22 protein-coding genes and 1 pseudogene are annotated in these 19,162 nt (G+C 62.4%); 8 read left to right on the top strand and 15 right to left on the bottom strand.

Annotated elements, in window-relative coordinates; all coding sequences use genetic code 11:
* The 7 genes and pseudogenes from ABT23_RS05680 to cheZ form a co-directional block, all read left to right on the top strand.
* Positions 1–265, top strand: a pseudogene (locus ABT23_RS05680) (hypothetical protein); the annotation flags it as partial.
* Positions 266–320: 55 nt separating this feature from the next.
* The gene (locus ABT23_RS05675; RefSeq protein ID WP_296632403.1) at positions 321–1,985 is read left to right on the top strand and encodes a PAS domain-containing methyl-accepting chemotaxis protein; all 1,665 of its coding nucleotides are present in this window, start codon (positions 321–323) and stop codon (positions 1,983–1,985) included.
* Positions 1,986–2,128: 143 nt separating this feature from the next.
* Positions 2,129–2,998, top strand: coding sequence for a CheR family methyltransferase (locus ABT23_RS05670; RefSeq protein WP_296632400.1), 870 nt, complete (start codon positions 2,129–2,131; stop codon positions 2,996–2,998).
* Positions 2,995–3,603, top strand: coding sequence for a chemoreceptor glutamine deamidase CheD (gene cheD / locus ABT23_RS05665; RefSeq protein ID WP_296632397.1), 609 nt, complete (start codon positions 2,995–2,997; stop codon positions 3,601–3,603). The genes ABT23_RS05670 and cheD overlap by 4 nt, the downstream gene beginning before the upstream one ends.
* 31 nt (positions 3,604–3,634) lie before the next feature.
* On the top strand, positions 3,635–4,708 hold the full coding sequence (locus ABT23_RS05660) for a chemotaxis response regulator protein-glutamate methylesterase (RefSeq protein ID WP_296632393.1): 1,074 nt from the start codon (positions 3,635–3,637) through the stop codon (positions 4,706–4,708).
* 101 nt (positions 4,709–4,809) lie between these two features.
* Positions 4,810–5,208, top strand: a complete 399-nt coding sequence (gene cheY / locus ABT23_RS05655; protein WP_296632392.1) for a chemotaxis response regulator CheY — start codon at positions 4,810–4,812, stop codon at positions 5,206–5,208.
* Between the two features lies 1 nt (position 5,209).
* Entirely contained in the window at positions 5,210–5,884 is a 675-nt protein-coding gene (gene cheZ, locus ABT23_RS05650; protein ID WP_296632389.1) for a protein phosphatase CheZ, read from the top strand.
* A gap of 83 nt (positions 5,885–5,967) precedes the next feature.
* Here cheZ and fliR read toward each other — a convergent pair whose 3' ends face one another.
* The 13 genes from fliR to fliF form a co-directional block, all read right to left on the bottom strand.
* Positions 5,968–6,753: a flagellar biosynthetic protein FliR gene (fliR, locus tag ABT23_RS05645; RefSeq protein WP_296632387.1), complete on the bottom strand. Its 786-nt coding sequence runs from the start codon at positions 6,751–6,753 to the stop codon at positions 5,968–5,970.
* A gap of 16 nt (positions 6,754–6,769) precedes the next feature.
* Positions 6,770–7,039: a flagellar biosynthesis protein FliQ gene (fliQ, locus tag ABT23_RS05640; RefSeq protein ID WP_296632384.1), complete on the bottom strand. Its 270-nt coding sequence runs from the start codon at positions 7,037–7,039 to the stop codon at positions 6,770–6,772.
* Positions 7,040–7,061: 22 nt separating this feature from the next.
* Complete coding sequence (fliP, locus tag ABT23_RS05635) at positions 7,062–7,820, bottom strand: flagellar type III secretion system pore protein FliP (protein WP_296632381.1); 759 nt, start codon at positions 7,818–7,820, stop codon at positions 7,062–7,064.
* On the bottom strand, positions 7,810–8,229 hold the full coding sequence (gene fliO / locus ABT23_RS05630) for a flagellar biosynthetic protein FliO (protein ID WP_296632380.1): 420 nt from the start codon (positions 8,227–8,229) through the stop codon (positions 7,810–7,812). The genes fliP and fliO overlap by 11 nt, the downstream gene beginning before the upstream one ends.
* Positions 8,226–8,627: a flagellar motor switch protein FliN gene (fliN, locus tag ABT23_RS05625; protein WP_296632378.1), complete on the bottom strand. Its 402-nt coding sequence runs from the start codon at positions 8,625–8,627 to the stop codon at positions 8,226–8,228. Before fliN ends, fliO begins: the two co-directional genes overlap by 4 nt.
* Positions 8,620–9,621, bottom strand: a complete 1,002-nt coding sequence (fliM, locus tag ABT23_RS05620; protein ID WP_296632375.1) for a flagellar motor switch protein FliM — start codon at positions 9,619–9,621, stop codon at positions 8,620–8,622. Before fliM ends, fliN begins: the two co-directional genes overlap by 8 nt.
* Positions 9,622–9,634: 13 nt before the next feature.
* The gene (gene fliL / locus ABT23_RS05615) at positions 9,635–10,132 is read right to left on the bottom strand and encodes a flagellar basal body-associated protein FliL (RefSeq protein WP_296632373.1); all 498 of its coding nucleotides are present in this window, start codon (positions 10,130–10,132) and stop codon (positions 9,635–9,637) included.
* Between the two features lie 126 nt (positions 10,133–10,258).
* The gene (locus tag ABT23_RS05610; RefSeq protein WP_296632372.1) at positions 10,259–11,503 is read right to left on the bottom strand and encodes a flagellar hook-length control protein FliK; all 1,245 of its coding nucleotides are present in this window, start codon (positions 11,501–11,503) and stop codon (positions 10,259–10,261) included.
* Between the two features lie 15 nt (positions 11,504–11,518).
* On the bottom strand, positions 11,519–11,968 hold the full coding sequence (gene fliJ / locus ABT23_RS05605) for a flagellar export protein FliJ (protein WP_296632371.1): 450 nt from the start codon (positions 11,966–11,968) through the stop codon (positions 11,519–11,521).
* 26 nt (positions 11,969–11,994) lie between these two features.
* Positions 11,995–13,401, bottom strand: coding sequence for a flagellar protein export ATPase FliI (gene fliI / locus ABT23_RS05600; protein ID WP_296632368.1), 1,407 nt, complete (start codon positions 13,399–13,401; stop codon positions 11,995–11,997).
* Positions 13,401–14,039, bottom strand: coding sequence for a flagellar assembly protein FliH (locus ABT23_RS05595; RefSeq protein WP_296632363.1), 639 nt, complete (start codon positions 14,037–14,039; stop codon positions 13,401–13,403). Before ABT23_RS05595 ends, fliI begins: the two co-directional genes overlap by 1 nt.
* A complete protein-coding gene (gene fliG / locus ABT23_RS05590) occupies positions 14,032–15,030 on the bottom strand; it encodes a flagellar motor switch protein FliG (protein ID WP_026240991.1) in 999 nt (332 codons plus the stop codon). The genes ABT23_RS05595 and fliG overlap by 8 nt, the downstream gene beginning before the upstream one ends.
* A complete protein-coding gene (fliF, locus tag ABT23_RS05585) occupies positions 15,023–16,660 on the bottom strand; it encodes a flagellar basal-body MS-ring/collar protein FliF (protein ID WP_296632407.1) in 1,638 nt (545 codons plus the stop codon). The genes fliG and fliF overlap by 8 nt, the downstream gene beginning before the upstream one ends.
* Positions 16,661–16,888: 228 nt before the next feature.
* Here fliF and fliE point away from each other — a divergent pair, with 228 nt between their 5' ends.
* Positions 16,889–17,248, top strand: a complete 360-nt coding sequence (gene fliE, locus ABT23_RS05580; protein ID WP_296632360.1) for a flagellar hook-basal body complex protein FliE — start codon at positions 16,889–16,891, stop codon at positions 17,246–17,248.
* A 138-nt stretch (positions 17,249–17,386) separates the two neighbouring features.
* On the opposite strand, the gene ABT23_RS05575 is transcribed toward fliE, so the two are convergent.
* Both ABT23_RS05575 and ABT23_RS05570 read right to left on the bottom strand, forming a co-directional pair.
* Positions 17,387–18,346, bottom strand: coding sequence for a chemotaxis protein (locus ABT23_RS05575; protein ID WP_296632358.1), 960 nt, complete (start codon positions 18,344–18,346; stop codon positions 17,387–17,389).
* Between the two features lie 45 nt (positions 18,347–18,391).
* Entirely contained in the window at positions 18,392–19,159 is a 768-nt protein-coding gene (locus tag ABT23_RS05570; protein WP_296632356.1) for a flagellar brake protein, read from the bottom strand.
* Positions 19,160–19,162: the final 3 nt, after the last annotated feature.

Raw genomic sequence — 19,162 nt, 5'->3', positions numbered from 1 at the left:
GCAGAACGCTGCTTTGGTCGAAGAGGCTGCGGCTGCGGCCGAGAGCCTGCAGGACCAGGCGGGCAAGCTGGCCGAGGCGGTGAGCGTGTTCAAGCTGGAATCCGCTGCGCAGGCCTACAGTCGGCCGGCCGAATTGCCGATATCGAATGGCAACGTGGCCAGGCTGCCGGCCGCCCAGAAACGCACGTCGCCCAAGGCGGTGCAGCTGGCGCGTCCGAAGAAGCTTGCAGCCGGCGGCGGCAATGACGAATGGGAAGAATTCTGAGCGGTGGAACGGGAGAGCGAAGCGCCGCGACCAAACCTAAAAAAGGAAAAAAGCAATGCGATCCAACCTGCCTGTCACCAATACCGAATACGTCCTGAAGGACCATGAGACGCCGACTTCGAAGACGGATACCCACGGCAGAATCACCTTTGTCAACCGGGATTTCGTCAATATCAGCGGCTTCAGCGAGGACGAGCTGATCGGCGCACCGCATAACATCGTGCGCCATCCCGATATGCCGGTCGAGGCGTTCGCCGATTTATGGAACACACTGCGGAGCGGCAAGGCTTGGACCGGGCTGGTGAAGAACCGGTGCAAGAATGGCGATCATTATTGGGTGGAAGCCAATGTGGCACCGATCGTCGAGAACGGCACGGTCGTCGGCTATACCTCCGTTCGCAGCAAACCCAGTCGTGATCAGGTGCAGGCAGCGGACAGCGCCTATCGTGCGATCCAGGCTGGCGATTCGACGCTCGAAATCCACGACGGCGAGGCAGTCAAGCGTTCCTTCGTCCAGCGCTGCCGCCTGCTGAAGAATCTGTCGCTGAAGACCATGCTGGCCATCGCCGCCGGGTCGGTCGGTGCCCTGTTTGCCGGGATCGGCATTCTGGCCTGGCTGGCGACGACCGGCGACGGCACGTCCTACCTGAACTGGCTGATGGCGATCTCGATACTGGGAGTGCCGCTGGCCGTGGTGTTCGGGGTGCTGTCCTATCGCAGCGTGGTGGTGCCGCTTGAGCATGTTCGAGAGGAAATCGACCGGATCAGTTCGAGCGATCTGACCGGACAGATCGAGGCCAAGGGGATCGTCGAGCTGGCCAGGCTGATGCAGTCGTTGCGCATCCTGCAGATCAACACCAAGTGGCTGGTCGGGCAGATCAGGGAAAGCACCGATCTGGTGAATTCGGGCGCAAGCGAAATTGCATCGGGCAATGCAGATTTGTCTGCGCGGACCGAATCGCAGGCCTCGAGCCTGGAAGAGACGGCCTCGTCGATGGAAGAGCTGACCAGCACTGTCAAGCAGAACGCCGAGAGTGCACATCATGCGAGCAAGCTGGTTTCCTCGACGGCGGAGATTGCGGTCAACGGTGGGGACGTCGTCGGCAAAGTCATCCACACCATGGGTTCGATCAAGGACAGCTCACGGAAGATTGCCGACATCATCGGCGTCATCGACGGCATTGCCTTCCAGACCAACATCCTCGCCTTGAACGCAGCGGTCGAAGCCGCGCGTGCGGGCGAACAAGGCCGCGGCTTTGCCGTCGTCGCCTCCGAAGTGAGAAACCTCGCCCAGCGTTCGGCCGGCGCGGCCAAGGAGATCAAATCCCTGATCGAGGATTCGGTTGAAAAGGTCGAGACCGGCAGGAAACTGGTGGACGAGGCTGGCGAGGCGATGGAAGATATCGTGACCTCGGTGCAGTTGGTGGCCGATATCATCGGCGGAACCGCGACGGCGAGCCAGGAACAGAGTGCCGGCATCGAGCAGATCAACCAGGCTGTCGGCCAGATGGACGAGATGACGCAGCAGAACGCTGCACTGGTCGAAGAAGCTGCGGCTGCGGCCGAGAGTTTGCAGGATCAGTCGATGAAGCTTGCCGAACTGGTCAAGACCTTCAAGCTGGTCCGGGCAGGACAGCGGTCAAATGGCGGCCGCCAAGCCCCAGCAGCCATGGGACAATCCCGTCCCCAGCCCGCCGCGGCAGAAAGCCTGGCAGCGTAGACGGATAGACGGTTGGATGACACCCGTTGGATGCGTCCGACGGGCGTGGCGTGTGACGGAATGGTCCAGAACAGGGAAATCGGGCTTGATTTGATTCGTGCGTTCAGCCTGGAACGCAATATAGATTGGACGCGCATTTCGACATGAAGCCTGTATTGAAGACTCCGCCTGACAGCGCCAAGGTATTTTCATTCACTCCGCGCGATTTCTCCCGGATACGGGCGTTGATCTACCGGCAGGCCGGAATTGCGCTCACCGACAGCAAGCAGGAGATGGTCTATAGCCGCCTGGCGCGCCGCCTCCGGGCCAAGGGGCTGAACTCCTTCGAGGAGTATCTCGACGAACTGGAAAACGGGCGCGACAGCGACGAATGGGAGGCGTTCACCAATGCGCTGACGACCAACCTGACCTCGTTCTTCCGCGAGGCGCATCACTTTCCGATTCTCGCCGAGCATATGCTCGGCATGAAAGCGCCGCTTTCGATCTGGTGTTCGGCCAGTTCGACCGGCGAAGAGCCGTATTCGATCGCCATGACGGTATGCGAGGCATTCGGAACGCTCACGCCGCCGGTCAGCATCGTGGCCACCGACATCGATACCAATGTGCTCGAGACGGCGGCGAACGGCGTGTATCCGATCGATCGCATCGACAAGATGGCGCAGGAGCGGATCAAACGCTTCTTCCAGCGCGGCAAGGGCGAACGTTCGGGTCTGGTGCGGGTGCGCCCCGAACTTCGCCAGCTGATCACGTTCAAACCTCTCAATCTGCTGGCCAGCAGCTGGCCGGTCAGCGGGCCGTTCGACGTGATTTTCTGCCGCAATGTGATGATTTATTTCGACAAGCCGACACAGAGCCGGATTCTGGAGCGCTTCGTCCCGCTGATGAAGCCGGAAGGGCTGCTGTTCGCGGGGCATTCCGAAAACTTCATGTACGCGTCCGACGCCTTCAAACTGCGCGGCAAGACGGTGTATGAACTGAATTCCCGCCATGCCGGCGCCAGGAAACACGCATGAATCCTGCCATCGAAGAGCAGCTTGCGACCAATCTGTATTACGACCGGACCTTCGATTGCGAAGCCGCCAAGATATTGCCTGGCGAGTATTACTTCACCAATCGTCCCATGCTGATCGTTACCGTGCTCGGCTCCTGCGTCGCGGCGTGCATCCGGGACAAGGTGTCGGGAATCGGCGGCATGAATCACTTCATGCTGCCGGACGGGGGCGGCGATGCCGGCACTCCGATGTCGGCATCGATGCGCTATGGCGCATATGCCATGGAGGTGCTGATCAACCAGCTGCTCAAGGCAGGCGCCCGTCGCGACAATCTCGAGGCCAAGGTGTTCGGCGGCGGCAACGTCCTTCGCGGCTTCACCAGCATGAACGTGGGCGAACGCAATGCCCAGTTCGTACGCGATTTCCTGAAGGCGGAAAATATCCGTGTGGTGGCGGAGGACCTGAACGACGTGCACCCGCGCAAGGTGTATTTCTTTCCGCAGACCGGCAAGGTCCTCGTGAAGAAACTCAAGCAACTCAACAATTACACGCTGGTGAAACGCGAGCAGGACTACGCGAGCCGGCTTAAGACCAATGAGGTGGTCGGCGAGATCGATTTGTTCTGACCGCCGACAGGGATGAGACCCGGAATTTAGCATGACGAAAATCAAGGTTCTGATCGTGGATGACTCGGCGCTGATCCGCGGCGTGATGAAGGAGATCATCAACAGCCAGCCGGACATGGAGGTCGTGGGCGTGGCCCCCGATCCGCTGGCGGCGCGCGATCTGATCAAGCAGACCAACCCGGACGTCCTGACGCTGGATGTCGAAATGCCGAAGATGGACGGTCTGGAGTTTCTCGAGAAGCTGATGCGCTTGCGCCCGATGCCCGTGCTCATGGTGTCGACGCTGACCGAACGCGGCTCCGAAATCACCATGCGGGCGCTGGAACTGGGAGCGGTGGATTTCGTCACCAAGCCCAAGATCTCGATCCAGAGCGGCATGCTGGAATACACCGACCTGATCGCGGAGAAGATCCGCATCACGTCGCGGGCCCGGATCAAGCAACGCACCCCAGGCTCCGCCCCGACGCATGCAGCGGGACCGCTGGCGCCGTTGCGCAATCCGCTGACCAGCAGCGAGAAACTGATCATCATTGGCGCCTCCACCGGCGGTACCGAAGCCATCAAGGATTTCCTGATCCAGCTGCCCTCCGATTGCCCGGGCATCCTGATCACCCAGCACATGCCGGAAGGTTTTACCCGTTCGTTCGCCAACCGGCTCGACAAGCTGTGCAAGATTTCTGTCAAGGAAGCCGAGGGCGGGGAACGGGTGCTGCCCGGCCACGCCTACCTCGCGCCAGGGCATTCCCATCTGACGCTGGTGCGCAGCGGCGCCAACTACATGACCAAGCTCGACCAGGGGCCGCCGGTCAATCGCCATCGTCCCTCTGTCGACGTCCTGTTCCATTCGGCGGCCGTCAGCGCGGGCAAGAATGCGGTCGGCGTCATCCTCACCGGGATGGGCAAGGACGGCGCAGCGGGGATGCTGGAAATGAAAAAGGCCGGGGCCTACAACCTGGCGCAGGACGAGGCGTCGTGCGTGGTGTTCGGCATGCCCAAGGAAGCCATTGCCAGCGGCGCCACGCACGAGGTGGCCCCGCTGCACGAATTGCCGGGCCGGGTGATGGAATTTTTTGCGGCGCATGGCAACCGCGCGATGCGGGTGTAAACGTCCGTTTATACCCGTTGCGCAGGCGGATTTCGCGCTTAAGTTTGACGCCGCAATGCCGATTAATCCAGTAACAATGAACTGCACCAATGGAGTACTGCATGGCCGATCCGAACACGAAATTCCTGGTTGTCGACGATTTTTCCACGATGCGCCGCATCGTGCGTAATCTGCTCAAGGAACTGGGATACTCCAACGTTGAAGAAGCGGAAGACGGTGCCGACGGCCTGGCCAAGCTGCGTGCCGGAAATTTCGATTTCGTCGTGTCCGACTGGAACATGCCGAACATGGATGGCCTGACCATGCTGCAGAACATCCGTGCCGATGCCGCCCTGTCCAAGCTGCCGGTCCTGATGGTGACGGCCGAGGCCAAGAAGGAAAACATCATCGCTGCGGCGCAGGCCGGCGCCAGCGGCTACGTCGTCAAACCTTTCACCGCGGCCACACTCGACGAGAAGCTCTCGAAGATATTCGAAAAACTCGACAAAGCGGGAGCCTGACGTGGAAACGCAATTCGTCGGCTCCGCTGTAGCCGTGACCGTGCCGCACGCCGCGAGTCCCGAGGGTTGCGAGTCGGAGGAAATGCTGGCGCGGGTTGGGCAGATTACCCGCACCCTGCACGACAGCCTGCGCGAGCTTGGCCTGGACAAGGTACTGGAAAAGGCGACGACGGACATTCCCGACGTACGGGAACGCCTCAACTACGTGGCGCGCATGACCGAACAGGCAGCACAGCGTGTGCTCAACGCCACGGATGCGGCCATTCCCATGCAGGAACGCATCGATGCGGGCGCCGACGAAATCCTGAACGGCTGGCAGGCCGCCTTCAAGGCGCCATTCTCGGAAGCCAATTACCGCGACATGGCGACCATGACCATGCAATGCCTGGCGGACATGCGCAACGACACCAGTGCAACCAAGCAGCAGTTGCTGGACATCATGATGGCGCAGGATTTCCAGGATCTGACCGGGCAGGTGATCCGCAAGGTGACCGACCTTGCGCACAACCTGGAACGGCAACTGGTGCAACTGCTGATCGACTATGCGCCAGCCGAAGTGAAACGGGAATCCAGCAGCGGCCTGCTCAACGGACCGCAGATCGATCCCACGAACAAGAGCGATGTGGTAGCCGACCAGAGCCAGGTCGACGATCTGCTCGACAGTCTCGGTTTCTAAAACCTTTCGGAGTTTCCGGATTCAAGCGCCGGTCTGCAGGGAATCCCTGCAGACCGGCGTTTCCGTTTCGCCCACCCTGCCTGCTAGGGATGAAGCGCCCGGATGACTGCCGTCGTAGCCGCGAAGCCGTTCCGGAACATGTGCTCGAACTGGGGCGTGAAGTAGGGCAGGGTGATGTCCAGCGCAATCAACCCCACTCCCAGGGTGATGGGAAAACCGATCGCAAAGATATTGAGCTGGGGCGCCGAGCGCGTGAGGATGCCGAGCGCCAGGTTGGTCATCAACAGGATGGCGATCAGCGGCAGCGCCAGTTGCAGGCCGACGGAAAACACGACGGAGCCATAGTTGGCGACGCTGTAGAAACCTGCTGTCGAGAGCGGCTGCGGACTGATAGGCAGGCTCTTGAAGCTCTCGACGAGAATGCCCAGCAGCAGCAGATGCGCATTGACCGCGAGAAACAGCAGCGAAGCCAGGAGATTGAAGAACTGGGAAATCACGATCGTCTGGCCCGCGCTTTGCGGATCGAAGAAAGACGCAAACCCCAGGCCCATCTGCAGTCCGACGATTTCGCCTGCCGCCTCGACCGCGGCGAACACGATGCGCATGATGAAGCCGATCGCCATGCCGATGAGCAGCTGCTGGATCAGGATGAACAGGCCGTGCCAGGAGCCGAGTCCAACATCGGGCATGGGCGGCAGGGTGGGAGCGATGATCAGCGCGATGAATACGCCCAGGCCGATCTTGACGCGTCGCGGTACCGAGCTGTGGCCGAATACCGGCGCCACCATGATCAGGCCCAGGATGCGGGTGAGGGGCCAGATGAAGCTGATCAGCCAGGCGTTGAGCTGGGCATCGGTGAGGCTGATCATGGATTTCTGCGGGAGGTCAGCCGATGAGACTGGGAAGGTCAGTCAATACCCGTCGCATATAGTCGGTCATGACCGTCAGCATCCACGGGCCAGCAATGGCGAAGGTCGCGAGTACGGCGATGACCTTGGGAATGAACGAGAGGCTGGCGTCGTTGATCTGCGTGGCAGCCTGGAAGACGCTGACGATCAGGCCGACTACCAGGGTGACCAGCAGGACAGGGGACGCCACCAGGATGGTCATTTCCAGTGCGGTGCGGCCCAGGGTCATTACGCTTTCGGGTGTCATGGCGTGTCTCGTCGGGATCGGGTTAATAGAAGCTCTGCGCCAGCGAGCCCAGCAACAGATTCCAGCCGTCCACCAGGACGAACAGGATGATCTTGAAGGGCAGCGAAACGATGGCGGGCGACACCATCATCATGCCCATCGCCATCAGGATGCTGGCGACGACCATGTCGATGATGAGGAAGGGAATGAACACGGCGAAGCCGATCTGGAAGGCGGTCTTGAGTTCGCTGGTGATGTAGGCCGGGATCAGCACGCGCATCGGCACGTCGGCAGCGGTTTTCGGCGCCGCCGTGCCCGACATCTTCACGAACAGGGCGAGATCGGTTTCGCGCGTCTGCTTCATCATGAATGCGCGCAGCGGCACGGCGCCCTTGTCGAGCGCCTCGCCCATCTGGATACGGTTCTCGGAAAGCGGCTGATAGGCTTCGGTGTAAATCTTGTCCAGGGTCGGCCCCATCACGAACAGGGTCAGGAACAGCGCCAGGCCGATCATCACCTGGTTGGGCGGCGACGACTGGGTGCCCAGCGCATGGCGCAGCAGCGACAGCACGATGATGATGCGGGTGAAGCTGGTCATCATCAGCAGCGCGGCCGGCAGGAAGGACAGCGAGGTGAGCAGCAGCAGGGTCTGCAGACTCAGCGTGTAGGTCTGGCCGCCGCCGCTGGGGGTGCTGGTGAAGGCGGGCAGTCCTGCGCTCTGCGCCAGTGCCAGCGAGGGCAGCAACAAGGCGAACAGCATGAGCAGTGCATGCATCGTGCGGCGATGCAACTTATTTTCCACGACGTTTCTCGATCAGATGCTGCAGGCCTGCCGCAAAGCTGGTGTTGAGGGACGGGGCGGCCGCGGGTTGGATTTCGCCGCGGGGCAGGGTCATCAGGGCATTGACGCTGCCCGGTGCCACGCCGACCACGAGCCACGATTCGCCGACTTCGACCACCACGACCCGTTCACGCGCGCCGACGGAGGCGCTGCTGATGACGTGCAGTACGTTGGATGCCCCGCCGCGGGTGACGCCGAAACGCTTGGCGACCCAGGCCGTGGCGGCAATCAGGAGCAATACGGCGACGAGGCCGATGAATACCTGGAGCAGGCTGCCGGCGGCCGAGACCGCAGGCGCCGGCGCGACGGCATCGGCGGCATGCGCCAGGATCGGCAGGCTCGACACGACGCTTGCGGCGAAACGCTTCATTTGTTGAGTTTCCGGATCCGCTCGGCCGGTGTGATGATGTCGGTGAGACGCACGCCGAACTTGTCGTTGACCACCACCACTTCGCCCTGCGCGATCAGGCAACCGTTGACCAGCACGTCCATCGGCTCGCCGGCCAGTCCGTCGAGTTCGACCACCGACCCCTGTGCCAGCTGAAGCAGGTTCTTGATCGCGATCTTGGTCCGCCCCAGTTCCACCGTCAGAAGGACCGGGATGTCCAGGATGAAATCGATATCCTTGGCCAGTCCGCCCGCAGCGGCGTTGCCCGACAGTTCCGGAAAGATTTCAGGACTCGACTGCACGGCCGCAGGCGTGGCCTGTTCGGCCATGGCGGCCGCCCAGTCGTCTTCAGCGATGGTTTGGGTGATGTCTTCAGACATGTTGATCTCCTGTTTGCGGGTCGTTCGTGCTGGTCGACAACAGTTTCTCGACCCGCAGAGTGTATTGACCGTTGAACTTTCCGTATGCGCATTCCATGACCGGGACGCCGTCCACCTTGGCTTCGATCGTTTCGGGGATGTTGAGCGGGATGATGTCGCCCACTTTCATGTCGACGATGTCGCGCAGGCTGATAGCGGCCGTGCCCAGGTCGGCGACGATCTCGACTTCCGCCATCTGGATCTGCTGCCGCATGAGGCGGATCCAGCGCTTGTCGACTTCCAGGTTTTCGGCCTGCAGGCTGCTGGTGAGCAGATCCTTGATCGGTTCGATCATCGAATAGGGCATGCAGATATGCATTTCGCCGCTGATCTGGCCGAGCTCGATGGCGAAAGTGACCGCCACCACCACTTCGTTCGGGGTGGCGATGTTGGCGAACTGGGTGTTCATTTCCGAGCGGATGAATTCGAACTCGATCGGGTAGACCGGCTCCCAGGATTTCGAATAGGCCTCGAACACGATGTTCAGGATGCGCTGGATGATGCGGTGTTCGGTCTGGGTGAAGTCGCGTCCTTCGACGCGGGTGTGGAAACGCCCGTCGCCGCCAAACAGGTTGTCGACCATGAGGAAGACCAGGTCGGGGTTGAAGATCATCAGGGCCGTGCCGCGCAGCGGCTTGAATTGCACCAGGTTGAGATTGGTGGGCACGACCAGGTTGCGGATGAACTCGCTGTACTTGGATACCCGCACCGGACCGACCGAGATCTCCACGCCGCGCCGCAGGAAATTGTAGAGGCCGATCCGCAACTGGCGTGCAAACCGTTCGTTGATGATCTCGAGCGTCGGCATCCGGCCGCGCACGATGCGTTCCTGCGTGGCGAGATTGTAGGGACGCGCGCCCGAATGCTCCTCTTCGACCGGCGCCTCGTCGACTTCGCCGGTCACGCCTTTCAGCAGCGCGTCGACTTCGTCCTGCGAAAGAAAGTTGTCGGCCATGGATGGGGTCTTCTTACTGGATCACGAACGTGGTGAACAGGACGTCGTCCACCTGTTGCGGTTTGCCGTTGGGGTCGAACGGCAGCTTCATCTGCGCCAGGATTTCCTGCGCCAGCTTTTTCTTGTCGTCCGGCGTGACCAGCTCGTCGGCCTGCTTGCTGGAGAGCAGCGTCAGCAGACGGCTGCGGACGCGCGGCATATGCAGCTTGATGTCCTCGACCTGGGCCGGATCGGCCACCTGCAGCGTGATATCGGTCTGCAGATACTGTTCGCCTCCCTGGAGATTGACGGTGAAGGTTTCGAGCGGCAGATACACCGGGGGTTTGGCCGGCTCGGCAGCCTTTTCCTTGGTGTCATGCGCACCATGCATGAAGAACCACGCGCCAGCACCGCCGCCGCCCAGCAGGACCACGAGGGCGCCTGCGATGATGAACAGCTTTTTCTTCGATTTCCTGACCGGAACGGCTTCCTCGGCTTCGGATGATTCGACAGGTACGGCGGGTGCGGCCATTGTTGCTTTCCTCTACATGTGCAATGGGGGGCAGATGTTTGTCATTATGAAAAGGAACATGCGTCTTCGATTCGGTAAAAAGAGGGGGAAAAGGGACGCATATCGTGTGATGTCGCGCCTGTCCGGTCAGGCGAAGGTATCGACCAGACCGCGCCCGGATTGACGGATCGGCGTCTGAACGGCCTGGAGGCCGGCCGATGCGGCATGGTCGGCGCCGGAGAACGGAAGCGCGATGCGTTGCGGCTGACGGTCGGGCGTACTGTTTTGCTGCGGCGTATCCGCGCTGACCGTCGCCTGCCCAAGCTGGATGCCGGCGTCGTTCATCATTTCGCGCAGCCGCGGGAAGGCGGATTCCAGCGCCTGGCGTACTTCGGGCTGGGCCGAGAAAAAGCTGGCCGTGGCCTGGTCGTTGGTGACGTGCACCACAATCTGCAGCGGCCCGAGGTTGGGCGGGTTGAGCGTGAGCGAGGCGGTTTGCTGGGCGCCCGATGCCATCCACACCAGTTTTTCGCCCAGCGCCTGGCCCCAGGCCGTCGTTCCGACGGAGGGGGCCAGGCGGGAGGACGCGTCGGCTGGTGCGAGCTGGGTGTCGATCGATGCGTGCGGAGTCGTCCGCAGTGCAGGATTGCTGACGATATCCGGCAGTAGGTCGCCCGTCTTCACGGCGTCGGCGTGCCGGGCTGCCGCCAGCTGTCCCTGGAACGCGGCGGCTGCATCAGTCGGAGTGGCCGTCCGTGCGGCCCCGGCTGCAGCATGTGTGTCTTCCTGGCCGACAAGACGCGGGTCGAGTTTCTGCGTGCCGCGTTCGCTGCCGGCCTGGCGGGCATCGTGTTGCGCGGCTTGTTGCACGGTCTGCGTGAGCGGAATGGCGCGGCCCTTGCGGGCATCCTGGGCGGATATGCCCGGTGCGCCCAGGGCAGGGACGGCCGACGCACCGCGGTCGGATGCCGTTTCCGGAACGGCGCCTTCCGCGGCGGCGGCCTTTGTCCCGACGGGGACCACCGTCGGCTTGAATACGTCCGGGCTGATCGGCAGACCAAGCAGGGTTTCCGGTGCGACCGTGGCCGCCTCGGCAGCGTCCGTCTCACCTTTCTTGTCATGGTCACGTTCGGTTTTCCCGTCCGCCTTGGCCGTCTGCGTGGAATCGGTCTTGCCTTCGGCCGCTCCGGCAGGGCGGGAAGCGGCCGGATCCGGCTTCGCGTCGGCATGGCTGCTTTCCTGGGGCGCGTCGCTTTTGCGGGTCTGGGCGATCTCGCTGGACAGCACCTGGCTGAATGGAACGTCCGGCGTACTGGCGTCTGCCGATTTTCCGGCCTGTGGCGCGGGCTGAACGGCATTGCCGGACGTGGGATTCATGGGGGTCGCATTCATGGTGTCGGTCCTGCCTCAGGAAGGGGTTCTTTTGTGTTGCGAGCGCCGGGCGGCATGCTCGTCGTTCTGCTTCTGGTCGCGCCACAGCTCGCGGCGTGACTGTTCCTTGTTCGCGCGTTCGGCCAGCGTGACGAAGGACATTTTCTTCTGCTCGCAGGCCTGCCAGGCGGCACGCGCCTGGGCAATCCGCAGTTGGGTGTCGTTGACGACCTTCTGCTGGCCCGAGATGGCATGGTCGAGCTTCTGCATGAACATCTGGAAGTTGTTGAAATGCGTCGTACTGATCCCGCTCGTCAGGTTGCTCTGACAACGCTCCGCATAGTCGTTGCGGTACTGCAGCAGCAGATCGAGCTTTTGCACCGCTTCGTCGCCGACGCGCAGGGCGAGGCCCAGCTGCTTGGCGGCCTCGTCGGTTTCCTTGTGTGCCAGGTCGATCAGGGTGTTGAGAGCGGAAGGAGACGCCATTCAGTGTGCTCGATTCGTCGGAAGGGTTATTGGAACAGGGCGGCGAGATCGGCCAGGCTTTCCTGGACGTCGGCGCGTTCGTGGATGGCCTGCTGCAGAAAGGCCTCCATGCCGGTTTGCAGCCGGATGGCCTCGTCCAGCAGCGGGTCGGTGCCGGCCGCGTAGGCGCCGACGTTGATCAGGTCGCGGCTGCGCTCGTAGCGCGAATAGAGCTTCTTCAGGCGGCGTGCGAGCTGCTGCTGTTCCAGCGTCGTGATGCTGTGCATGGCGCGGCTGATCGACTGCTCGATGTTGATGGCCGGGTAGTGCCCGCTCTCGGCCAGCGAGCGATCCAGCACGATGTGGCCGTCGAGAATGGCGCGTGCGGCGTCGGCGATCGGATCCTGCTGGTCGTCGCCTTCGGTGAGCACGGTATAGAAGGCCGTGATCGAGCCGCCGCCCGGCTTGCCGTTGCCGGCACGCTCGACCAGCGCCGGCAGCTTGGCGAATACCGATGGCGGATAGCCCTTGGTCGCGGGCGGCTCGCCGATCGCCAAAGCGATCTCGCGCTGCGCCATGGCATAGCGGGTGAGCGAATCCATGATCAGCAGCACGTTCTTGCCCTGGTCACGGAAATGCTCGGCGATCGAGGTGGCGTACGCTGCGCCCTGTAATCTCATGAGCGGCGGCGTGTCGGCCGGCGCGGCCACGACCACGGCGCGCGCCAGGCCTTCCTCGCCGAGAATCTGCTCGATGAATTCCTTGACCTCGCGGCCGCGTTCGCCGATCAGGCCGACCACAATCACGTCCGCGCTGGTGTAGCGCGCCATCATGCCGAGCAGGACGCTCTTGCCGACGCCGGAGCCGGCGAAGAGGCCCATGCGCTGGCCACGGCCGACGGTCAGCATGCTGTTGATGGCGCGTACGCCGACATCGAGGATGTCGGTGATGGGGGCGCGCGCCAGCGGGTTGGCGGCGCGATTGTTGAGCGGCGCGGTAGCCGAGGCGTGGACGGGGCCGAGACCGTCGAGCGGACGGCCGCCGCTGTCGAGCACGCGTCCCAGCAACCCCTCGCCGACCGGCAGATGGCGGGTACGGTCGCTGGGCCGCCGGCGCGGATGATTGACCTGGCCGGCACGGGGCAGGGTGGGAATGACCTCCACCGGGAACACGCGTGCGCCGGGCACGATGCCCTCGACGTCGCTTTGCGGCATGAGGAACACATGATCTCCCGCGAATCCCACCACCTCGGCCTCGAGTTGCGAACCATTGGGCAGCGGCACGGTGCAGGCGCTGCCGACCGGCAGTTTCAGTCCGACGGCTTCCATCACCAGCCCGGCCACCCGGGTGACGCGGCCGGATATCTGCATGGGTTCAGCGATCGCCAGCAGTTCCCCGCAGTCCTGCAGGTAGGCCTTCCAGCGGGTGCTGTGGGCATGCATGTCCCTATCCATCAGGCGGCAAGCCAGTCCGAATTCTTGCTGAGCGCTGCGGTCAGACGCTGCCAGCGGGTGGGCAGCGAGGCATCGATCTGGTTGCTGGCCGTTTCCACGCGGCAGCCGCCAGGTTCGAGCTGCCCGTCGTCGGCAAGTTGCCAGCCCATTTTTTCGAGTTCGTCGCCGATCCGCTCCTTGACCAGCAAGGCATCGGCCGGATTCAGGAACAGCAGGGCCGGTTGGTGCAGAACCGGCAGGTAGCGTACCGCTTCCTTGACGATGGGAATGACCAGCTCGGGGCGGATCGCCAGCGCCGATTTCAACAATGCACGGGCCAGATCGATCGACAGGTCGAGAATTTGCTGGGAGATGATTTCATCAGCCTGGGCGACCTCGGTCGAGAAGGTGTTGGCCAGATCGTGCAAACGGGCCGCTTCGCGGGCGGCCTCCTCGCGCCCGGCGGCGAGCCCTTCGGCATGGCCAGCCTGATAGCCTTCCTGTCTCGCCTGTTCCTGGATGGCGGTGATCTGTTCGATCGTCGGCAGGACGACGGCGGTGTGGCCGGCCTGCTTGGCCGGATGCAGGTGGGCATCGAAGCTGGTCATCTCCCAGGGCTGGCAGGCGGCCTGATCGACGCTGGACAACACGCTAGACATACTGTTCCTCTCCCTTGGCGCCCAGCGAGATCTGGCCTTCGTCGGCCAGGCGGCGGACGATCATTAGGATTTCCTTCTGCTGCGCCTCGACCTCGGACAGGCGCACCGGACCCTTGGATTCCAGGTCTTCCCGCATCATTTCAGCGGCACGTTGCGACATGTTCTTGAAGATTTTCTCGCGCATTTCTTCCGACGCGCCCTTGAGCGCGATGATGAGCGAGTCGGACTGAACTTCGCGCAACAGCAACTGCACGCCGCGATCCTCGATGTCCATGATGTTCTCGAACACGAACATCTCGTCCATGATCTTCTGCGCCATGTCGGGGTCGTAGCTCTTCAGGTACTCCATGGCGGACTGCTCGTTGTCGCCGCTCATGAAGTTGAGGATGTCGGCCGCCGCGCGCGTGCCGCCCATCGGCTGTTTCTTCAACACGTCGCTGCCGGACAGCAGCTTGGTCAGGACGTCGTTCAGTTCGCGCAGGGCGGCAGGCTGCACGCCGGAAAGCGTGGCAATGCGCAGCAGCACGTCGTTGCGCAGGCGCTCGGTGAAGCAGCCCAGCACTTCGCAGGCCTGGTCGCGTTCCAGGTGAACGAGGATGGTCGCGATGGTCTGCGGGTGTTCGCTGTGGATGAGATCGGCCACCGATTCGGCGTCCATCCACTTCAGGCTTTCGATGCCGCTGGCATCGCCGCCGCCGCCGAGGATGCGGTTGAGCAGCGAGTTCGCCTTGTCGTCGCCCAGTGCCTTCTTCAGTACGCTGCGGATATAGTCGTCCGAGTCCAGGCCCAGCGAGGAATTCTGGTCCGCCACGTTGTTGAAGTCGTGCAGCACGGTCTCGACCTCTTCCTGCGGAATGGCCTTCATGCTGGTCATTGCCTCGCCCAGCTTCTGCACTTCGCGCGGGCCGAGGTATTTCATGACTTCCGACGCGCCTTCCTCGCCCAGTGCGAGCATCAGGATTGCGCCCTTTGTAATGCCGTTGTCACTCATGGCTGCCTACCCAGGTTTTGACGATGTTGGCGACGACGCGCGGGTCTTCGCTGGCCAGTTTCTGCGCGCGCGCAAGGTTTTCCTGGTAATTGCGCTGACCGGGCAGCGCCATCATGTCGCCGCTGCCGCCACCGTGATGCAGATGGGCATCGTGGCCGGGTGCAGGCAGGGCGGGGGCCTCGGCGATCTTTTTCAGCATCGGCTTGAGCATGCGCAGATACAGCAGCAGCAGCGCCACGGCCATCAGCAGGTATTTTCCCGTCTGCAGGGCCAGGTCGATGGTCTGGGGCTGCTTCCACAGCGGTACTTCGGGGATGATTTCCGGCGGCTGGCTTGCAAAGGAACTGTTCACCACGTTGAGGGTGTCGCCGCGTTCCTGGTTGTAGCCCATGGCTTCCTTGACCAGATTGGTGATCTGGGTGATCTCGGCCGGGCTCAGCGGCTTCATGGCGACCTTGCCGTTCTTGTCGACGGTTTTCCGGTAGTTGACGACCACGGCGACCGACAGACGCTTCAGTCCGCCGCCCGCCTTCTGCACGTACTGGATGGTCTTGTCGACTTCATAGTTGACGGTGGAGTCCTTGTGCGTGTTGGTGGCCGGGGCGGCCGGCACGGCTGCGGCAGGCGCCTTCTGGCCGGGCACCGTGATCGGGGCGGTGGCCGGGGCCGGCGGCTGGTTGGTCAGCGCGCCCGGTACGCCGGCGGGACTGGTGCTGCCATTCTGCGATTCGCTGGTCTGCTGGCTGCGGATGGCCATGGCATCGGGCGTCTGGTTCGGCTTGTAGGACTCGACTGCTTGTTCGCTGCGCGAGAAGTCCATGTCGGCCGTCGCTTCGGCCCGCACGTTTTCCGCGCCGACGATGGGGGAGATGATGGATTCGATCCGTTTGGCGACGTTCTGCTGGTAGTCCTGTACGTACTTGATCTGGCTCGGGTCCATGCCGTTGGCGCTGGCTGCCTTGCTGGTGTCGGACAGCAGGTTGCCGTTCTGGTCGACGATGGTCACGTTCTTCGGCGAGAGTTCGGGAACGCTGCTGGCGACCAGGTGCACGATGGCGCTGACCTGCTGGGCGTCCAGCACGCGGCCGGGGTGCAGGTTGAGCAGCACCGAGGCGGTGGGCTGTTTTTGTTCGGAGACGAAGACCGAGTCCTTGGGCATGGCCAGGTGCACGCGCGCGGCCTGCACCGCCGAGAGGGATTCGATCGAACGGGCCAGTTCGCCTTCCATGGCGCGCTGGAAATTGACCTGCTCGAGGAACTGCGAGGCGCCCAGCTTCTGGTTCTCCATCAGTTCGAAGCCGACATTGCCGCCCTTGGGCAAGCCTTGCGCAGCCAGTTTCAGGCGTGCATCGTGGACGCGGTCGGCCGGCACCAGCAGGGCGCCGCCGCCTTCGGCGTACTTGTAGGGGATGTTCATTTTCTCGAGCTCGGCGACGATCGCTCCGCCGTCACGGTCGCTGAAGTTCGCGAACAGGACGCGATAAGAAGGCTGCTGCCCCCATAGCCAGACGGCTGCCATGATCGCGATGACCGCAGCTGCGCCCAGCATCAGCATGATTTTTCGTCCGCCGGCCGTCCGTGTGAAATCCATGACGTTGGCCGGAACCACCATTTCACCTGCACCCGCCATCATTCTGCCCCTATCGTTCTGGCGTCATGGTGCGCCTTGTTTTCGATTGCCGTGTTCATGCCGTGTGATCCCATGAGGATGTCGCTATGTGAACGAATTATCGGCAGTGCAACGGTTTTCAATCGGGAGAATAGAAGCCGGTTTCAGGCGCTTATCGCGCTTATGGCTTGTGACCGGGCTGGTAAGGTGAGCACGTGGAAAACCGCCTGAGCAGGCAAGGAGGGCACAATGAGCGTAGGCATGATCGATACCAGCAGGATCGAGGCGATGGTGGCGCAGCTGAAGGCTGCTGCGGCCCGCGCCACGCCCGGAGGGGCCAATCCGATAGGCGAGGGCGCCCTTCAAGCCAAGCCGGCTACCGGCGCGGTCGATTTCCAGTCGGCTCTGAAATCCTCGCTCGACCAGGTCAACGAGGTCCAGTTGCAATCGAAGAAGCTGGCCGACCGTTTCGAGATGGGGGATCCCAGTGTCAGCCTCTCCGACGCGATGATTTCATTGCAGAAATCCAGTATTGCCTTCCAGCAGACCGTGCAGGTCCGCAACAAGCTGGTATCCGCCTATCAAGAAATCATGAACATGGGCATCTAAAACAGAGCGCCCCCGCGATGCGAGGGCTTCAAGTTGCAAGATTCAAGGTACAAGGTTCACGCGGCGCCCAGGTTTCAGCCCTGGGCCTAAGATTTCTTGCAACTTGCAACTTGCAACTTGCATCTTGCAACTTGCTTTTCAATGCACGGTGCTCAGTGCCTGGCGTAAGGCATTTGCCAGGTCCTCGGCGACGAATTTCGCGACATAGGCATCTGCGCCGACCTTCCTGACGTGCGCCTCGTTGGTCGATCCGGTCAGTGACGAGTGGATCACCACGGGAATGGCGCTGAAGCGCGGGTCCTGCTTGATGTTGCGGGTCAGCGTGAAGCCATCCATCTCGGGCATCTCCAGATCGGTCAGCACCAGGGCGACCCGGTCGTGGACGGTTTTGCCTTCTTCCTGCGCCTTGGCGGAGAAGGCCTGCAACTGGTCCCAGGCCTCCTTCCCGGTCTTGCACATGATGTAGGGCAGGCCCATGGCCTCGAGCCCCTGCTCGATCATGGTGCGCGCGATCAGCGAGTCGTCGGCCGCCAGGATGACGGTGCCCGGTTTGAGATCGACATGCGGGCCGATATTCTCGGGATCGATTTCCAGTTCGGTCGACGGCATGACCTGGCGCAGGATCGTTTCCACGTCGAGCACCTGGGCCAGCCGATCACTGTTCTCGCCGTCCAGGCGGGCGATGCTGGTGACCATGCCGCTCGCGCCATTGCCTTCGGCAGACAGCACCTGGCGCCAGTCGAGCCGTACGATGTCCTCGACCGATTCGACGGCAAAGGCTTGCGTACTACGGGCGTATTCGGTGATCAGCAGGATGTTCAGCCCCGTTTTCGGGGTGCAGCCCGCCACGGCCGGCAGGTCGATGACCGGCAGGATCTGGCCGCGCAGATCGACCACGCCCATCATGTGGGGCGGCGATCCGGCGACGGCCGTGATGGTCGGCATGGGGATGATTTCGCGAATCTTGAATACGTTGATGCCGAACAGCTCGTTGCGGTCGAGACCGGGGTCATCGCCCAGACGAAACAACAGCAGTTCCAGTTTGTTGGAACTGGTCAGATTGGTCCGTTCGTCAATTTCCTGCTGGATCGTTTGCATGGCGGGATCTCCTTGAAGCATTCATGTAGGGGGTGGGCGTGCGTTCTAAAGGCTGTTTCGCCGCGCACGCTCGATATCCATGACAAAGCGCTGCAGCTTGGCCGCCATGTCGTTGGGTAGATCGATGAACTTGCAGCCCAGGCGCGTCTGGAACGCACCGTTCTGCAAGCGTATCTGGGCCGAATTGCGGACCTCGAGGGTGGTCACGATCGCTTCCGTCTCGGGCAGCAGCAGCTTGCAATCGGGCATGATGCGGCCGGCTGCATTGCCGAGGCGTCCGCTGGTGTCGGCCAGCGCCACGCCGCCGCAGCCGATATCCACGATGTGCGCGGAGATCGGTTCGTTATCCTCCGTCGAGAGGGCGGGAACAATGCACCTGACCGGGTTGGCGATGGGCATCGGCACCCTGAAATGCTCGCGCCGTTGCAGGCGGATGATCGCGCGTGGCAGGGCGATGCGCAGCGCCGGCAGCTTCTCGTATTCGCACAAGGTCACCGGGCCGGTCGCAAAGGTGATCGACACCCCGTCGAGCTGGGTGACGAACTCCGCCCCCTTGCCGGACAGCAATTCGTGGTTGAGCGCGTCGCCACGGGCACTGTCGAGGATCAGGGTGTTGCTGGATTCGTTCACCTTGAGCACCGAGGTGACGATGATCTGCCGGCTGCCCGGCAGATCGAGATTGACCAGCAGCTTGCGTTTCTGGATCGCACGCAGCAGGAAGAGTATCTCTGTGCGCGAATGCAGGGTAAAGCGTGCCAGCTGGCCTTCGTGTTCGGAGGAATGGGGGTCGTGTTGCTCGGGTGAAGAAGCCATTCT

It is taken from the genome of Thiobacillus sp. SCN 63-57 (genome assembly GCF_001725555.1).
In the GTDB taxonomy this organism is placed as follows: domain Bacteria; phylum Pseudomonadota; class Gammaproteobacteria; order Burkholderiales; family Thiobacillaceae; genus Thiobacillus.
The sequence above is the reverse complement of the archived record's forward strand: the minus strand, read 5'-3'. Positions and strand labels throughout refer to the sequence as shown.

Bases quoted from the DNA above. Each gene is read 5' to 3' on its own strand.
- fliJ (WP_296632371.1), bottom strand. From the start codon at position 11,968: ATGGCGTCTCCTTCCGCTCTCAACACCCTGATCGACCTGGCACACAAG.
- fliO (WP_296632380.1), bottom strand. From the start codon at position 8,229: ATGAAGCGTTTCGCCGCAAGCGTCGTGTCGAGCCTGCCGATCCTGGCG.
- fliI (WP_296632368.1), bottom strand. From the start codon at position 13,401: ATGGATAGGGACATGCATGCCCACAGCACCCGCTGGAAGGCCTACCTG.
- cheY (WP_296632392.1), top strand. From the start codon at position 4,810: ATGGCCGATCCGAACACGAAATTCCTGGTTGTCGACGATTTTTCCACG.
- ABT23_RS05675 (WP_296632403.1), top strand. From the start codon at position 321: ATGCGATCCAACCTGCCTGTCACCAATACCGAATACGTCCTGAAGGAC.
- fliN (WP_296632378.1), bottom strand. From the start codon at position 8,627: ATGTCTGAAGACATCACCCAAACCATCGCTGAAGACGACTGGGCGGCC.
- fliL (WP_296632373.1), bottom strand. From the start codon at position 10,132: ATGGCCGCACCCGCCGTACCTGTCGAATCATCCGAAGCCGAGGAAGCC.
- fliG (WP_026240991.1), bottom strand. From the start codon at position 15,030: ATGAGTGACAACGGCATTACAAAGGGCGCAATCCTGATGCTCGCACTG.
- ABT23_RS05670 (WP_296632400.1), top strand. From the start codon at position 2,129: ATGAAGCCTGTATTGAAGACTCCGCCTGACAGCGCCAAGGTATTTTCA.
- fliM (WP_296632375.1), bottom strand. From the start codon at position 9,621: ATGGCCGACAACTTTCTTTCGCAGGACGAAGTCGACGCGCTGCTGAAA.
- fliE (WP_296632360.1), top strand. From the start codon at position 16,889: ATGAGCGTAGGCATGATCGATACCAGCAGGATCGAGGCGATGGTGGCG.
- fliR (WP_296632387.1), bottom strand. From the start codon at position 6,753: ATGATCAGCCTCACCGATGCCCAGCTCAACGCCTGGCTGATCAGCTTC.
- ABT23_RS05575 (WP_296632358.1), bottom strand. From the start codon at position 18,346: ATGCAAACGATCCAGCAGGAAATTGACGAACGGACCAATCTGACCAGT.
- fliQ (WP_296632384.1), bottom strand. From the start codon at position 7,039: ATGACACCCGAAAGCGTAATGACCCTGGGCCGCACCGCACTGGAAATG.
- fliF (WP_296632407.1), bottom strand. From the start codon at position 16,660: ATGGCGGGTGCAGGTGAAATGGTGGTTCCGGCCAACGTCATGGATTTC.
- ABT23_RS05660 (WP_296632393.1), top strand. From the start codon at position 3,635: ATGACGAAAATCAAGGTTCTGATCGTGGATGACTCGGCGCTGATCCGC.
- ABT23_RS05610 (WP_296632372.1), bottom strand. From the start codon at position 11,503: ATGAATGCGACCCCCATGAATCCCACGTCCGGCAATGCCGTTCAGCCC.
- ABT23_RS05595 (WP_296632363.1), bottom strand. From the start codon at position 14,039: ATGTCTAGCGTGTTGTCCAGCGTCGATCAGGCCGCCTGCCAGCCCTGG.
- cheD (WP_296632397.1), top strand. From the start codon at position 2,995: ATGAATCCTGCCATCGAAGAGCAGCTTGCGACCAATCTGTATTACGAC.
- ABT23_RS05570 (WP_296632356.1), bottom strand. From the start codon at position 19,159: ATGGCTTCTTCACCCGAGCAACACGACCCCCATTCCTCCGAACACGAA.